The sequence below is a fragment of the Pseudoxanthomonas sp. LjRoot125 genome, from assembly GCF_964252705.1.
Taxonomy (GTDB): domain Bacteria; phylum Pseudomonadota; class Gammaproteobacteria; order Xanthomonadales; family Xanthomonadaceae; genus Pseudoxanthomonas_A.
Window position 1 is genome coordinate 456,548 of record NZ_CAXUOY020000001.1, and the last position, 19,018, is coordinate 475,565.

1 protein-coding gene is annotated in these 19,018 nt (G+C 67.9%); it reads left to right on the forward strand.

The window, feature by feature from the left end; genetic code table 11:
- Positions 1-8: 8 nt before the first annotated feature.
- Positions 9-19,010, forward strand: coding sequence for an OmpA family protein (locus ACSION_RS02115; protein WP_435304648.1), 19,002 nt, complete (start codon positions 9-11; stop codon positions 19,008-19,010).
- The last annotated feature ends 8 nt before the right edge of the window (positions 19,011-19,018 follow it).

The window sequence follows — 19,018 nt, forward strand, 5'->3', positions numbered from 1 at the left end:
AGACAGCCTTGGGGGAGGCAGTCCCTGGCTGGCTATTCCTGATCCAGTCGCAAGGGACCACCGTGTACGGCCTGACCCATCTCTTCAAAGCGGCGTTCCGCCGCCGCATGGCGACCACGTGTGGTGTGCTGCTGGCCGCCATGGCGGCCCTTGCTCCCGCACACGCGCAGACATCGGTCCAGAACACCGCGACGGTTGCACTGCCCCCCGGGGCAACGGTGGTCGACAGCAACCCCTCCAACAACACCTCGACCGTGACGGTCGGCGTACTGGCGCTGCCCCGCCTGACGTTGGTCAAGCAGGTCGTCAACAACAATGGCGGCACGGCGCTGGCGACAGCCTGGACGCTGACGGCCACGGGCGCGGCCACCACCATTTCGGGCGCAACCGGGAGCGCGACGGTCACGTCGGCGGCGGTGCCTGCAGGGACCTACGCACTGGCGGAGTCGGGCAGTGCGCCCGGATACGCCGCCTCCACGTGGAGCTGCGTCAAGAATGGCGGTGCTGCCGTCCTCGCGAACTCGATCAGCCTGGTGGGTGGCGACGCTGCGACCTGCACCATCACCAATGATGACCAGGCCGCGACGCTGACGCTGGTCAAGACGGTCATCAACGACAACGGCGGCACGGCCACGATCAGCAACTTCCCGCTGACGGCGACCGGTCCGACGACGATCACCGGTGTGAGCGGCACGGCCGCGGTGACCAATGCTTCGGTCAACGCCGGCGTGTACACGCTGTCGGAAGTGACGGCAGCCGGTTATGCCGCGGGCAGCTGGAGCTGCACGGCCGGGACCTTGTCCGGTAACCAGCTGACGCTGGCCAATGGCCAGAGCGCGAGCTGCTCGATCACCAACAACGACCAGGCCGCGACGCTGACGCTGGTCAAGACGGTCATCAACGACAACGGCGGCACGGCCACGATCAGCAACTTCCCGCTGACGGCGACCGGTCCGACGACGATCACCGGTGTGAGCGGCACGGCCGCGGTGACCAATGCTTCGGTCAACGCCGGCGTGTACACGCTGTCGGAAGTGACGGCAGCCGGTTATGCCGCGGGCAGCTGGAGCTGCACGGCCGGGACCTTGTCCGGTAACCAGCTGACGCTGGCCAATGGCCAGAGCGCGAGCTGCTCGATCACCAACAACGACCAGGCCGCGACGCTGACGCTGGTCAAGACGGTCATCAACGACAACGGCGGCACGGCCACGATCAGCAACTTCCCGCTGACGGCGACCGGTCCGACGACGATCACCGGTGTGAGCGGCACGGCCGCGGTGACCAATGCTTCGGTCAACGCGGGCGTGTACACGCTGTCGGAAGTGACGGCAGCCGGCTACACCGCGGGCAGCTGGAGCTGCACGGCCGGGACCTTGTCCGGTAACCAGCTGACGCTGGCCAATGGCCAGAGCGCGAGCTGTTCGATCACCAACAACGACCAGGCCGCGACGCTGACGCTGGTCAAGACGGTCATCAACGACAACGGCGGCACGGCCACGATCAGCAACTTCCCGCTGACGGCGACCGGTCCGACGACGATCACCGGTGTGAGCGGCACGGCCGCGGTGACCAATGCTTCGGTCAACGCGGGCGTGTACACGCTGTCGGAAGTGACGGCAGCCGGCTACACCGCGGGCAGCTGGAGCTGCACGGCCGGGACCTTGTCCGGTAACCAGCTGACGCTGGCCAATGGCCAGAGCGCGAGCTGTTCGATCACCAACAACGACCAGGCCGCGACGCTGACGCTGGTCAAGACGGTCATCAACGACAACGGCGGCACGGCCACGATCAGCAACTTCCCGCTGACGGCGACCGGTCCGACGACGATCACCGGTGTGAGCGGCACGGCCGCGGTGACCAATGCTTCGGTCAACGCGGGCGTGTACACGCTGTCGGAAGTGACGGCAGCCGGCTACACCGCGGGCAGCTGGAGCTGCACGGCCGGGACCTTGTCCGGTAACCAGCTGACGCTGGCCAATGGCCAGAGCGCGAGCTGTTCGATCACCAACAACGACCAGGCCGCGACGCTGACGCTGGTCAAGACGGTCATCAACGACAACGGCGGCACGGCCACGATCAGCAACTTCCCGCTGACGGCGACCGGTCCGACGACGATCACCGGTGTGAGCGGCACGGCCGCGGTGACCAATGCTTCGGTCAACGCGGGCGTGTACACGCTGTCGGAAGTGACGGCAGCCGGCTACACCGCGGGCAGCTGGAGCTGCACGGCCGGGACCTTGTCCGGTAACCAGCTGACGCTGGCCAATGGCCAGAGCGCGAGCTGTTCGATCACCAACAACGACCAGGCCGCGACGCTGACGCTGGTCAAGATTGTCTCCGGTGGTCCTGCGGCAACCGCGAACTGGATCTTGAGTGCTGGTGGTCCCACACCCCTATCAGGTGCGGGCGGCGTTGCTTCAACGTCGGTGAACGCCGGTGTTTACACGCTGTCTGAGAGTGGCGGTTCTACCGGAAACACCTACAACGCGGGCAGCTGGAGTTGTACCGGTGGCACGCTTTCCGGTAGCCAATTGACGCTGAGCAACGGTCAGAACGCGACTTGCTCCATCACGAACACCTACGTCGCGCCTGCGGTGAGCTACAGCAAGTCGGCCAGCACGGCCGGTCCGGTGGCGGTGGGTGAGACGATCACCTACACGCTGACGACGGTGGTGGCGAACTCGCAGACCACGTCGGTGACGACGCTGACCGACACGCTGGGCACGGGCCTGACGTTCGGTGCGGTGACCAATGCCGGTGCGTACACCTGCAACAGCACCAACCCGCTGGTGTGCACGCTGCCGGTGGGCACGCTGCCGGGCACCTACACGGTGACCTACACGGCGACGGTGAATGACCAGGCCGTGGGCACGGTGGACAACGCCGTGGTCGGCACCAACGCGACCTGCACGACGAACTGCGGCACGAGCACGCCGGTGACGGCGCCTGCGGTGAGCTACAGCAAGTCGGCCAGCACGGCCGGTCCGGTGGCGGTGGGTGAGACGATCACCTACACGCTGACGACGGTGGTGGCGAACTCGCAGACCACGTCGGTGACGACGCTGACCGACACGCTGGGCACGGGCCTGACGTTCGGTGCGGTGACCAATGCCGGTGCGTACACCTGCAACAGCACCAACCCGCTGGTGTGCACGCTGCCGGTGGGCACGCTGCCGGGCACCTACACGGTGACCTACACGGCGACGGTGAATGACCAGGCCGTGGGCACGGTGGACAACGCCGTGGTCGGCACCAACGCGACCTGCACGACGAACTGCGGCACGAGCACGCCGGTGACGGCGCCTGCGGTGAGCTACAGCAAGTCGGCCAGCACGGCCGGTCCGGTGGCGGTGGGTGAGACGATCACCTACACGCTGACGACGGTGGTGGCGAACTCGCAGACCACGTCGGTGACGACGCTGACCGACACGCTGGGCACGGGCCTGACGTTCGGTGCGGTGACCAATGCCGGTGCGTACACCTGCAACAGCACCAACCCGCTGGTGTGCACGCTGCCGGTGGGCACGCTGCCGGGCACCTACACGGTGACCTACACGGCGACGGTGAATGACCAGGCCGTGGGCACGGTGGACAACGCCGTGGTCGGCACCAACGCGACCTGCACGACGAACTGCGGCACGAGCACGCCGGTGACGGCGCCTGCGGTGAGCTACAGCAAGTCGGCCAGCACGGCCGGTCCGGTGGCGGTGGGTGAGACGATCACCTACACGCTGACGACGGTGGTGGCGAACTCGCAGACCACGTCGGTGACGACGCTGACCGACACGCTGGGCACGGGCCTGACGTTCGGTGCGGTGACCAATGCCGGTGCGTACACCTGCAACAGCACCAACCCGCTGGTGTGCACGCTGCCGGTGGGCACGCTGCCGGGCACCTACACGGTGACCTACACGGCGACGGTGAATGACCAGGCCGTGGGCACGGTGGACAACGCCGTGGTCGGCACCAACGCGACCTGCACGACGAACTGCGGCACGAGCACGCCGGTGACGGCGCCTGCGGTGAGCTACAGCAAGTCGGCCAGCACGGCCGGTCCGGTGGCGGTGGGTGAGACGATCACCTACACGCTGACGACGGTGGTGGCGAACTCGCAGACCACGTCGGTGACGACGCTGACCGACACGCTGGGCACGGGCCTGACGTTCGGTGCGGTGACCAATGCCGGTGCGTACACCTGCAACAGCACCAACCCGCTGGTGTGCACGCTGCCGGTGGGCACGCTGCCGGGCACCTACACGGTGACCTACACGGCGACGGTGAATGACCAGGCCGTGGGCACGGTGGACAACGCCGTGGTCGGCACCAACGCGACCTGCACGACGAACTGCGGCACGAGCACGCCGGTGACGGCGCCTGCGGTGAGCTACAGCAAGTCGGCCAGCACGGCCGGTCCGGTGGCGGTGGGTGAGACGATCACCTACACGCTGACGACGGTGGTGGCGAACTCGCAGACCACGTCGGTGACGACGCTGACCGACACGCTGGGCACGGGCCTGACGTTCGGTGCGGTGACCAATGCCGGTGCGTACACCTGCAACAGCACCAACCCGCTGGTGTGCACGCTGCCGGTGGGCACGCTGCCGGGCACCTACACGGTGACCTACACGGCGACGGTGAATGACCAGGCCGTGGGCACGGTGGACAACGCCGTGGTCGGCACCAACGCGACCTGCACGACGAACTGCGGCACGAGCACGCCGGTGACGGCGCCTGCGGTGAGCTACAGCAAGTCGGCCAGCACGGCCGGTCCGGTGGCGGTGGGTGAGACGATCACCTACACGCTGACGACGGTGGTGGCGAACTCGCAGACCACGTCGGTGACGACGCTGACCGACACGCTGGGCACGGGCCTGACGTTCGGTGCGGTGACCAATGCCGGTGCGTACACCTGCAACAGCACCAACCCGCTGGTGTGCACGCTGCCGGTGGGCACGCTGCCGGGCACCTACACGGTGACCTACACGGCGACGGTGAATGACCAGGCCGTGGGCACGGTGGACAACGCCGTGGTCGGCACCAACGCGACCTGCACGACGAACTGCGGCACGAGCACGCCGGTGACGGCGCCTGCGGTGAGCTACAGCAAGTCGGCCAGCACGGCCGGTCCGGTGGCGGTGGGTGAGACGATCACCTACACGCTGACGACGGTGGTGGCGAACTCGCAGACCACGTCGGTGACGACGCTGACCGACACGCTGGGCACGGGCCTGACGTTCGGTGCGGTGACCAATGCCGGTGCGTACACCTGCAACAGCACCAACCCGCTGGTGTGCACGCTGCCGGTGGGCACGCTGCCGGGCACCTACACGGTGACCTACACGGCGACGGTGAATGACCAGGCCGTGGGCACGGTGGACAACGCCGTGGTCGGCACCAACGCGACCTGCACGACGAACTGCGGCACGAGCACGCCGGTGACGGCGCCTGCGGTGAGCTACAGCAAGTCGGCCAGCACGGCCGGTCCGGTGGCGGTGGGTGAGACGATCACCTACACGCTGACGACGGTGGTGGCGAACTCGCAGACCACGTCGGTGACGACGCTGACCGACACGCTGGGCACGGGCCTGACGTTCGGTGCGGTGACCAATGCCGGTGCGTACACCTGCAACAGCACCAACCCGCTGGTGTGCACGCTGCCGGTGGGCACGCTGCCGGGCACCTACACGGTGACCTACACGGCGACGGTGAATGACCAGGCCGTGGGCACGGTGGACAACGCCGTGGTCGGCACCAACGCGACCTGCACGACGAACTGCGGCACGAGCACGCCGGTGACGGCGCCTGCGGTGAGCTACAGCAAGTCGGCCAGCACGGCCGGTCCGGTGGCGGTGGGTGAGACGATCACCTACACGCTGACGACGGTGGTGGCGAACTCGCAGACCACGTCGGTGACGACGCTGACCGACACGCTGGGCACGGGCCTGACGTTCGGTGCGGTGACCAATGCCGGTGCGTACACCTGCAACAGCACCAACCCGCTGGTGTGCACGCTGCCGGTGGGCACGCTGCCGGGCACCTACACGGTGACCTACACGGCGACGGTGAATGACCAGGCCGTGGGCACGGTGGACAACGCCGTGGTCGGCACCAACGCGACCTGCACGACGAACTGCGGCACGAGCACGCCGGTGACGGCGCCTGCGGTGAGCTACAGCAAGTCGGCCAGCACGGCCGGTCCGGTGGCGGTGGGTGAGACGATCACCTACACGCTGACGACGGTGGTGGCGAACTCGCAGACCACGTCGGTGACGACGCTGACCGACACGCTGGGCACGGGCCTGACGTTCGGTGCGGTGACCAATGCCGGTGCGTACACCTGCAACAGCACCAACCCGCTGGTGTGCACGCTGCCGGTGGGCACGCTGCCGGGCACCTACACGGTGACCTACACGGCGACGGTGAATGACCAGGCCGTGGGCACGGTGGACAACGCCGTGGTCGGCACCAACGCGACCTGCACGACGAACTGCGGCACGAGCACGCCGGTGACGGCGCCTGCGGTGAGCTACAGCAAGTCGGCCAGCACGGCCGGTCCGGTGGCGGTGGGTGAGACGATCACCTACACGCTGACGACGGTGGTGGCGAACTCGCAGACCACGTCGGTGACGACGCTGACCGACACGCTGGGCACGGGCCTGACGTTCGGTGCGGTGACCAATGCCGGTGCGTACACCTGCAACAGCACCAACCCGCTGGTGTGCACGCTGCCGGTGGGCACGCTGCCGGGCACCTACACGGTGACCTACACGGCGACGGTGAATGACCAGGCCGTGGGCACGGTGGACAACGCCGTGGTCGGCACCAACGCGACCTGCACGACGAACTGCGGCACGAGCACGCCGGTGACGGCGCCTGCGGTGAGCTACAGCAAGTCGGCCAGCACGGCCGGTCCGGTGGCGGTGGGTGAGACGATCACCTACACGCTGACGACGGTGGTGGCGAACTCGCAGACCACGTCGGTGACGACGCTGACCGACACGCTGGGCACGGGCCTGACGTTCGGTGCGGTGACCAATGCCGGTGCGTACACCTGCAACAGCACCAACCCGCTGGTGTGCACGCTGCCGGTGGGCACGCTGCCGGGCACCTACACGGTGACCTACACGGCGACGGTGAATGACCAGGCCGTGGGCACGGTGGACAACGCCGTGGTCGGCACCAACGCGACCTGCACGACGAACTGCGGCACGAGCACGCCGGTGACGGCGCCTGCGGTGAGCTACAGCAAGTCGGCCAGCACGGCCGGTCCGGTGGCGGTGGGTGAGACGATCACCTACACGCTGACGACGGTGGTGGCGAACTCGCAGACCACGTCGGTGACGACGCTGACCGACACGCTGGGCACGGGCCTGACGTTCGGTGCGGTGACCAATGCCGGTGCGTACACCTGCAACAGCACCAACCCGCTGGTGTGCACGCTGCCGGTGGGCACGCTGCCGGGCACCTACACGGTGACCTACACGGCGACGGTGAATGACCAGGCCGTGGGCACGGTGGACAACGCCGTGGTCGGCACCAACGCGACCTGCACGACGAACTGCGGCACGAGCACGCCGGTGACGGCGCCTGCGGTGAGCTACAGCAAGTCGGCCAGCACGGCCGGTCCGGTGGCGGTGGGTGAGACGATCACCTACACGCTGACGACGGTGGTGGCGAACTCGCAGACCACGTCGGTGACGACGCTGACCGACACGCTGGGCACGGGCCTGACGTTCGGTGCGGTGACCAATGCCGGTGCGTACACCTGCAACAGCACCAACCCGCTGGTGTGCACGCTGCCGGTGGGCACGCTGCCGGGCACCTACACGGTGACCTACACGGCGACGGTGAATGACCAGGCCGTGGGCACGGTGGACAACGCCGTGGTCGGCACCAACGCGACCTGCACGACGAACTGCGGCACGAGCACGCCGGTGACGGCGCCTGCGGTGAGCTACAGCAAGTCGGCCAGCACGGCCGGTCCGGTGGCGGTGGGTGAGACGATCACCTACACGCTGACGACGGTGGTGGCGAACTCGCAGACCACGTCGGTGACGACGCTGACCGACACGCTGGGCACGGGCCTGACGTTCGGTGCGGTGACCAATGCCGGTGCGTACACCTGCAACAGCACCAACCCGCTGGTGTGCACGCTGCCGGTGGGCACGCTGCCGGGCACCTACACGGTGACCTACACGGCGACGGTGAATGACCAGGCCGTGGGCACGGTGGACAACGCCGTGGTCGGCACCAACGCGACCTGCACGACGAACTGCGGCACGAGCACGCCGGTGACGGCGCCTGCGGTGAGCTACAGCAAGTCGGCCAGCACGGCCGGTCCGGTGGCGGTGGGTGAGACGATCACCTACACGCTGACGACGGTGGTGGCGAACTCGCAGACCACGTCGGTGACGACGCTGACCGACACGCTGGGCACGGGCCTGACGTTCGGTGCGGTGACCAATGCCGGTGCGTACACCTGCAACAGCACCAACCCGCTGGTGTGCACGCTGCCGGTGGGCACGCTGCCGGGCACCTACACGGTGACCTACACGGCGACGGTGAATGACCAGGCCGTGGGCACGGTGGACAACGCCGTGGTCGGCACCAACGCGACCTGCACGACGAACTGCGGCACGAGCACGCCGGTGACGGCGCCTGCGGTGAGCTACAGCAAGTCGGCCAGCACGGCCGGTCCGGTGGCGGTGGGTGAGACGATCACCTACACGCTGACGACGGTGGTGGCGAACTCGCAGACCACGTCGGTGACGACGCTGACCGACACGCTGGGCACGGGCCTGACGTTCGGTGCGGTGACCAATGCCGGTGCGTACACCTGCAACAGCACCAACCCGCTGGTGTGCACGCTGCCGGTGGGCACGCTGCCGGGCACCTACACGGTGACCTACACGGCGACGGTGAATGACCAGGCCGTGGGCACGGTGGACAACGCCGTGGTCGGCACCAACGCGACCTGCACGACGAACTGCGGCACGAGCACGCCGGTGACGGCGCCTGCGGTGAGCTACAGCAAGTCGGCCAGCACGGCCGGTCCGGTGGCGGTGGGTGAGACGATCACCTACACGCTGACGACGGTGGTGGCGAACTCGCAGACCACGTCGGTGACGACGCTGACCGACACGCTGGGCACGGGCCTGACGTTCGGTGCGGTGACCAATGCCGGTGCGTACACCTGCAACAGCACCAACCCGCTGGTGTGCACGCTGCCGGTGGGCACGCTGCCGGGCACCTACACGGTGACCTACACGGCGACGGTGAATGACCAGGCCGTGGGCACGGTGGACAACGCCGTGGTCGGCACCAACGCGACCTGCACGACGAACTGCGGCACGAGCACGCCGGTGACGGCGCCTGCGGTGAGCTACAGCAAGTCGGCCAGCACGGCCGGTCCGGTGGCGGTGGGTGAGACGATCACCTACACGCTGACGACGGTGGTGGCGAACTCGCAGACCACGTCGGTGACGACGCTGACCGACACGCTGGGCACGGGCCTGACGTTCGGTGCGGTGACCAATGCCGGTGCGTACACCTGCAACAGCACCAACCCGCTGGTGTGCACGCTGCCGGTGGGCACGCTGCCGGGCACCTACACGGTGACCTACACGGCGACGGTGAATGACCAGGCCGTGGGCACGGTGGACAACGCCGTGGTCGGCACCAACGCGACCTGCACGACGAACTGCGGCACGAGCACGCCGGTGACGGCGCCTGCGGTGAGCTACAGCAAGTCGGCCAGCACGGCCGGTCCGGTGGCGGTGGGTGAGACGATCACCTACACGCTGACGACGGTGGTGGCGAACTCGCAGACCACGTCGGTGACGACGCTGACCGACACGCTGGGCACGGGCCTGACGTTCGGTGCGGTGACCAATGCCGGTGCGTACACCTGCAACAGCACCAACCCGCTGGTGTGCACGCTGCCGGTGGGCACGCTGCCGGGCACCTACACGGTGACCTACACGGCGACGGTGAATGACCAGGCCGTGGGCACGGTGGACAACGCCGTGGTCGGCACCAACGCGACCTGCACGACGAACTGCGGCACGAGCACGCCGGTGACGGCGCCTGCGGTGAGCTACAGCAAGTCGGCCAGCACGGCCGGTCCGGTGGCGGTGGGTGAGACGATCACCTACACGCTGACGACGGTGGTGGCGAACTCGCAGACCACGTCGGTGACGACGCTGACCGACACGCTGGGCACGGGCCTGACGTTCGGTGCGGTGACCAATGCCGGTGCGTACACCTGCAACAGCACCAACCCGCTGGTGTGCACGCTGCCGGTGGGCACGCTGCCGGGCACCTACACGGTGACCTACACGGCGACGGTGAATGACCAGGCCGTGGGCACGGTGGACAACGCCGTGGTCGGCACCAACGCGACCTGCACGACGAACTGCGGCACGAGCACGCCGGTGACGGCGCCTGCGGTGAGCTACAGCAAGTCGGCCAGCACGGCCGGTCCGGTGGCGGTGGGTGAGACGATCACCTACACGCTGACGACGGTGGTGGCGAACTCGCAGACCACGTCGGTGACGACGCTGACCGACACGCTGGGCACGGGCCTGACGTTCGGTGCGGTGACCAATGCCGGTGCGTACACCTGCAACAGCACCAACCCGCTGGTGTGCACGCTGCCGGTGGGCACGCTGCCGGGCACCTACACGGTGACCTACACGGCGACGGTGAATGACCAGGCCGTGGGCACGGTGGACAACGCCGTGGTCGGCACCAACGCGACCTGCACGACGAACTGCGGCACGAGCACGCCGGTGACGGCGCCTGCGGTGAGCTACAGCAAGTCGGCCAGCACGGCCGGTCCGGTGGCGGTGGGTGAGACGATCACCTACACGCTGACGACGGTGGTGGCGAACTCGCAGACCACGTCGGTGACGACGCTGACCGACACGCTGGGCACGGGCCTGACGTTCGGTGCGGTGACCAATGCCGGTGCGTACACCTGCAACAGCACCAACCCGCTGGTGTGCACGCTGCCGGTGGGCACGCTGCCGGGCACCTACACGGTGACCTACACGGCGACGGTGAATGACCAGGCCGTGGGCACGGTGGACAACGCCGTGGTCGGCACCAACGCGACCTGCACGACGAACTGCGGCACGAGCACGCCGGTGACGGCGCCTGCGGTGAGCTACAGCAAGTCGGCCAGCACGGCCGGTCCGGTGGCGGTGGGTGAGACGATCACCTACACGCTGACGACGGTGGTGGCGAACTCGCAGACCACGTCGGTGACGACGCTGACCGACACGCTGGGCACGGGCCTGACGTTCGGTGCGGTGACCAATGCCGGTGCGTACACCTGCAACAGCACCAACCCGCTGGTGTGCACGCTGCCGGTGGGCACGCTGCCGGGCACCTACACGGTGACCTACACGGCGACGGTGAATGACCAGGCCGTGGGCACGGTGGACAACGCCGTGGTCGGCACCAACGCGACCTGCACGACGAACTGCGGCACGAGCACGCCGGTGACGGCGCCTGCGGTGAGCTACAGCAAGTCGGCCAGCACGGCCGGTCCGGTGGCGGTGGGTGAGACGATCACCTACACGCTGACGACGGTGGTGGCGAACTCGCAGACCACGTCGGTGACGACGCTGACCGACACGCTGGGCACGGGCCTGACGTTCGGTGCGGTGACCAATGCCGGTGCGTACACCTGCAACAGCACCAACCCGCTGGTGTGCACGCTGCCGGTGGGCACGCTGCCGGGCACCTACACGGTGACCTACACGGCGACGGTGAATGACCAGGCCGTGGGCACGGTGGACAACGCCGTGGTCGGCACCAACGCGACCTGCACGACGAACTGCGGCACGAGCACGCCGGTGACGGCGCCTGCGGTGAGCTACAGCAAGTCGGCCAGCACGGCCGGTCCGGTGGCGGTGGGTGAGACGATCACCTACACGCTGACGACGGTGGTGGCGAACTCGCAGACCACGTCGGTGACGACGCTGACCGACACGCTGGGCACGGGCCTGACGTTCGGTGCGGTGACCAATGCCGGTGCGTACACCTGCAACAGCACCAACCCGCTGGTGTGCACGCTGCCGGTGGGCACGCTGCCGGGCACCTACACGGTGACCTACACGGCGACGGTGAATGACCAGGCCGTGGGCACGGTGGACAACGCCGTGGTCGGCACCAACGCGACCTGCACGACGAACTGCGGCACGAGCACGCCGGTGACGGCGCCTGCGGTGAGCTACAGCAAGTCGGCCAGCACGGCCGGTCCGGTGGCGGTGGGTGAGACGATCACCTACACGCTGACGACGGTGGTGGCGAACTCGCAGACCACGTCGGTGACGACGCTGACCGACACGCTGGGCACGGGCCTGACGTTCGGTGCGGTGACCAATGCCGGTGCGTACACCTGCAACAGCACCAACCCGCTGGTGTGCACGCTGCCGGTGGGCACGCTGCCGGGCACCTACACGGTGACCTACACGGCGACGGTGAATGACCAGGCCGTGGGCACGGTGGACAACGCCGTGGTCGGCACCAACGCGACCTGCACGACGAACTGCGGCACGAGCACGCCGGTGACGGCGCCTGCGGTGAGCTACAGCAAGTCGGCCAGCACGGCCGGTCCGGTGGCGGTGGGTGAGACGATCACCTACACGCTGACGACGGTGGTGGCGAACTCGCAGACCACGTCGGTGACGACGCTGACCGACACGCTGGGCACGGGCCTGACGTTCGGTGCGGTGACCAATGCCGGTGCGTACACCTGCAACAGCACCAACCCGCTGGTGTGCACGCTGCCGGTGGGCACGCTGCCGGGCACCTACACGGTGACCTACACGGCGACGGTGAATGACCAGGCCGTGGGCACGGTGGACAACGCCGTGGTCGGCACCAACGCGACCTGCACGACGAACTGCGGCACGAGCACGCCGGTGACGGCGCCTGCGGTGAGCTACAGCAAGTCGGCCAGCACGGCCGGTCCGGTGGCGGTGGGTGAGACGATCACCTACACGCTGACGACGGTGGTGGCGAACTCGCAGACCACGTCGGTGACGACGCTGACCGACACGCTGGGCACGGGCCTGACGTTCGGTGCGGTGACCAATGCCGGTGCGTACACCTGCAACAGCACCAACCCGCTGGTGTGCACGCTGCCGGTGGGCACGCTGCCGGGCACCTACACGGTGACCTACACGGCGACGGTGAATGACCAGGCCGTGGGCACGGTGGACAACGCCGTGGTCGGCACCAACGCGACCTGCACGACGAACTGCGGCACGAGCACGCCGGTGACGGCGCCTGCGGTGAGCTACAGCAAGTCGGCCAGCACGGCCGGTCCGGTGGCGGTGGGTGAGACGATCACCTACACGCTGACGACGGTGGTGGCGAACTCGCAGACCACGTCGGTGACGACGCTGACCGACACGCTGGGCACGGGCCTGACGTTCGGTGCGGTGACCAATGCCGGTGCGTACACCTGCAACAGCACCAACCCGCTGGTGTGCACGCTGCCGGTGGGCACGCTGCCGGGCACCTACACGGTGACCTACACGGCGACGGTGAATGACCAGGCCGTGGGCACGGTGGACAACGCCGTGGTCGGCACCAACGCGACCTGCACGACGAACTGCGGCACGAGCACGCCGGTGACGGCGCCTGCGGTGAGCTACAGCAAGTCGGCCAGCACGGCCGGTCCGGTGGCGGTGGGTGAGACGATCACCTACACGCTGACGACGGTGGTGGCGAACTCGCAGACCACGTCGGTGACGACGCTGACCGACACGCTGGGCACGGGCCTGACGTTCGGTGCGGTGACCAATGCCGGTGCGTACACCTGCAACAGCACCAACCCGCTGGTGTGCACGCTGCCGGTGGGCACGCTGCCGGGCACCTACACGGTGACCTACACGGCGACGGTGAATGACCAGGCCGTGGGCACGGTGGACAACGCCGTGGTCGGCACCAACGCGACCTGCACGACGAACTGCGGCACGAGCACGCCGGTGACGGCGCCTGCGGTGAGCTACAGCAAGTCGGCCAGCACGGCCGGTCCGGTGGCGGTGGGTGAGACGATCACCTACACGCTGACGACGGTGGTGGCGAACTCGCAGACCACGTCGGTGACGACGCTGACCGACACGCTGGGCACGGGCCTGACGTTCGGTGCGGTGACCAATGCCGGTGCGTACACCTGCAACAGCACCAACCCGCTGGTGTGCACGCTGCCGGTGGGCACGCTGCCGGGCACCTACACGGTGACCTACACGGCGACGGTGAATGACCAGGCCGTGGGCACGGTGGACAACGCCGTGGTCGGCACCAACGCGACCTGCACGACGAACTGCGGCACGAGCACGCCGGTGACGGCGCCTGCGGTGAGCTACAGCAAGTCGGCCAGCACGGCCGGTCCGGTGGCGGTGGGTGAGACGATCACCTACACGCTGACGACGGTGGTGGCGAACTCGCAGACCACGTCGGTGACGACGCTGACCGACACGCTGGGCACGGGCCTGACGTTCGGTGCGGTGACCAATGCCGGTGCGTACACCTGCAACAGCACCAACCCGCTGGTGTGCACGCTGCCGGTGGGCACGCTGCCGGGCACCTACACGGTGACCTACACGGCGACGGTGAATGACCAGGCCGTGGGCACGGTGGACAACGCCGTGGTCGGCACCAACGCGACCTGCACGACGAACTGCGGCACGAGCACGCCGGTGACGGCGCCTGCGGTGAGCTACAGCAAGTCGGCCAGCACGGCCGGTCCGGTGGCGGTGGGTGAGACGATCACCTACACGCTGACGACGGTGGTGGCGAACTCGCAGACCACGTCGGTGACGACGCTGACCGACACGCTGGGCACGGGCCTGACGTTCGGTGCGGTGACCAATGCCGGTGCGTACACCTGCAACAGCACCAACCCGCTGGTGTGCACGCTGCCGGTGGGCACGCTGCCGGGCACCTACACGGTGACCTACACGGCGACGGTGAATGACCAGGCCGTGGGCACGGTGGACAACGCCGTGGTCGGCACCAACGCGACCTGCACGACGAACTGCGGCACGAGCACGCCGGTGACGGCGCCTGCGGTGAGCTACAGCAAGTCGGCCAGCACGGCCGGTCCGGTGGCGGTGGGTGAGACGATCACCTACACGCTGACGACGGTGGTGGCGAACTCGCAGACCACGTCGGTGACGACGCTGACCGACACGCTGGGCACGGGCCTGACGTTCGGTGCGGTGACCAATGCCGGTGCGTACACCTGCAACAGCACCAACCCGCTGGTGTGCACGCTGCCGGTGGGCACGCTGCCGGGCACCTACACGGTGACCTACACGGCGACGGTGAATGACCAGGCCGTGGGCACGGTGGACAACGCCGTGGTCGGCACCAACGCGACCTGCACGACGAACTGCGGCACGAGCACGCCGGTGACGGCGCCTGCGGTGAGCTACAGCAAGTCGGCCAGCACGGCCGGTCCGGTGGCGGTGGGTGAGACGATCACCTACACGCTGACGACGGTGGTGGCGAACTCGCAGACCACGTCGGTGACGACGCTGACCGACACGCTGGGCACGGGCCTGACGTTCGGTGCGGTGACCAATGCCGGTGCGTACACCTGCAACAGCACCAACCCGCTGGTGTGCACGCTGCCGGTGGGCACGCTGCCGGGCACCTACACGGTGACCTACACGGCGACGGTGAATGACCAGGCCGTGGGCACGGTGGACAACGCCGTGGTCGGCACCAACGCGACCTGCACGACGAACTGCGGCACGAGCACGCCGGTGACGGCGCCTGCGGTGAGCTACAGCAAGTCGGCCAGCACGGCCGGTCCGGTGGCGGTGGGTGAGACGATCACCTACACGCTGACGACGGTGGTGGCGAACTCGCAGACCACGTCGGTGACGACGCTGACCGACACGCTGGGCACGGGCCTGACGTTCGGTGCGGTGACCAATGCCGGTGCGTACACCTGCAACAGCACCAACCCGCTGGTGTGCACGCTGCCGGTGGGCACGCTGCCGGGCACCTACACGGTGACCTACACGGCGACGGTGAATGACCAGGCCGTGGGCACGGTGGACAACGCCGTGGTCGGCACCAACGCGACCTGCACGACGAACTGCGGCACGAGCACGCCGGTGACGGCGCCTGCGGTGAGCTACAGCAAGTCGGTCGAGTTGCCGGTTGGTCAGACCGAAGTTTCGACGGGCGATACGTTGACATATACCGTGACGGCCACGATCTCGAACTCGAGTACCACCGCGCTACTGACCCTCACCGACACCCTGGGAACCGGCCTGACGCTGGGAACCGTGTCTGCGGGCAACTTCTCGTGCGGCACCGCTAACCCACTGGTGTGCACACTGCCTGCAGGGACAACGCCTGGCACGTACTCGGTCAGCTATACGGCCATTGTCAACGATCAGGCGACCGGCACTGTGAGGAACGCCGTCGTGGGCACCGGTGACGATGCACCGACCTGCGCAGGCACCTGCAACACCGAGACACCAGTGACCGAACCGCTGCCGCCGCTGGTGACCTACGCCAAGAGTGCCGTGCTGCCGGCAGGCCGGACGGAAGTGGCGGTGGGCGACAGCATCATCTACACGCTGACGACCAACGTGATCAACGCCGTCACCACCGCCGACGTGGTCCTGACCGACACCCTCGGTGCGGGCCTGACGTTCGGTGCGGTGACCAATGCCGGTGCGTATGCCGCCAACACGAGCGGTGCGCCCACGCTGCGCTTCACCCTGCCGGCGGGCACCACGCCCGGCACGTACGTCGTGAGTTATACGACGATCGTGAATTCGGCGGCACGAGTGACCGTGACCAACGCGGTCGTCGGCACGGGTGACGATGCACCGACCTGCGCAGGGAACTGCAGCACGTCCTCGCCGGTTGCGGCGCCTCGCGTGACGGTGGCCAAGTCCTCCGACCCCGCTAGCGGTACCCAGGTGCAGGTCGGCCAGACCGTGCGCTACACGCTGTCGGTGGATATCGGCATGTCCGCGTTGACGGGTGAGTTGGTGCTAGTGGATACGCCGGATCGCGGCCTGACTTTGGGCGCGCTGCCGGCCGGCTGCTCGTTCGACGGCACCGTGCTGACCTGCCGCCTGCCAGCAGGCACGGCTACCGGCGTGCACGCATTGAGCTACGACGCGGTCGTGAATGCCAATGCAGGTACGGTGGTGGGCAACCAGGTGGTCGCGACGGGTGGTGGCGGTGAGACGCCGATATGCACGGCGTGCAGTACCGAACACGAACTGGACGCGCCCGAGATCCGCTTGAGCAAGTCGGCTGGCACGCGTGAGGTCCGTATCGGTGACTTGGTCCGCTACACGCTGACGATCGAAAATGTCGGCGCGATGGACCTGGTCGGCGGCAGCATCGTGGATACGCCGGCGGCAGGCTTCAGCTATGTGGAAGGCTCGCTGGTCGCCAACGATGCCGACGGAATGGCGACGGCATCTGGCGGCAGCCCGCTCCGCTTCAACGGCGTGGATGTCGCTGCGGGACAGACCGCCACGCTGGTGTACGTGATGCGGGTGGGTGCCGGCGTCCGTCCGGGTACCCATGTCAACCAAGCACAGGTGCGCTCGTCGACGGATGATCCGGTGTCCAACATCGCCACGGCCGAGGTCCAGCTGACCGCGGATCCGCTGATGGACGACAGTCTGCTCTTCGGCACGGTCTTCAACGACCGTGACGGCGATGGCTGGCAGGACAGCGCAGCGTTGAGTGGCGTGAAGATCCAGGGTGGCTTTGCGCCGGCCGCCTACATCGCGAACTCGACGACGGTGGATCGCGGTGCCGGGCCGCAGCCTGAAGCGGATGCGAGTTCGCCCTTGCTGCACGGTATCGCCATCGGTGCCGTCAGCGGTCGCCAGTCCGTGGCCGACCCGGTCGAAGACCACGAGGTAGTCGTTCGTCAGTACCTGCGCGAACCGACCTTCACGGATGACTTCGTGCTGACGAGTGCCGAGGGCGTCACCGTTCGCATGGATGCGGCGGGCAACACCACGGTGCAGGCCAGTGGCGAGGCGGCCAAGGGGCTGACGGCTGCCGCCCCGACGGTGGAGCGTCGCGTGGCCCAGGACGCGAAGGGATATGTCGTCGACTACATCATCCGCAATGCGGGCATCGATGAGCGCGGCATCCCCGGCGTGCGCATCGCATCGGTGGAAGGCTTGCTGATCGAGACGGACCAGTTCGGTCGCTACCATCTGGCAGGGGTGCCTGGGGGCGCTTGGGAACGCGGTCGCAACTTCATCCTGAAGGTCGATCCGTCCACATTGCCCGCCGGTGCCGAGTTCACCACCGACAACCCCCTGTTGCGCCGGATCACTCCCGGCGTGCCGGTCCGCTTCGACTGGGGCGTCAAGCTCCCGGAACAGGTGATCGAAGGCGGATCAAAGCAGGTCGAACTCGAGATGGGCGAAGTGTTCTTCGCTCCCGGCAGTGCCGAAGTGCGCGAGAAGTACCTACCAGTGATCGAGGCGATGGCGGCCAAGGTGCGCGAGTACCAAGGTGGTGAGGTCGTCATCCACGCCAATGCCGACAGCGAGGGCCTGGCCTTTGACCGTGCGAACGCGGTCAAGACAGCTCTTCTGGACAAGCTGGATGCGGCCTCTGCCAAGGGTCTGGTGGTCAGCGCCCGCGGCACCGTGGATGACCCGAGTTCCATGATCGTAGGCGTGGAGGAAGGCGGCGCATTGCTGGGCACGGTGTTGTTCGATACCGACAAGTCCACGATCAAACCGGTGTTCGAGCCACTGCTCGACAAGGTGGCCGCGGCCCTCGAGAAGATCGGGGGGGGCAGTATCGCCATCGTCGGCCACACCGACGTGCGTGCCTCCCATGCCTACAACGTCGCCCTGGGCATGCGTCGCGCCAAGGCAGTCTATGAAGCGCTCGCCAAACGTCTGAGCCCGGAGGTGCGTGCCAAGGTTCGCGTGGAAACCAGCAACGATCCGACAGCCCCTGTCGGCGTACGGAAGTGAGGGGGCGG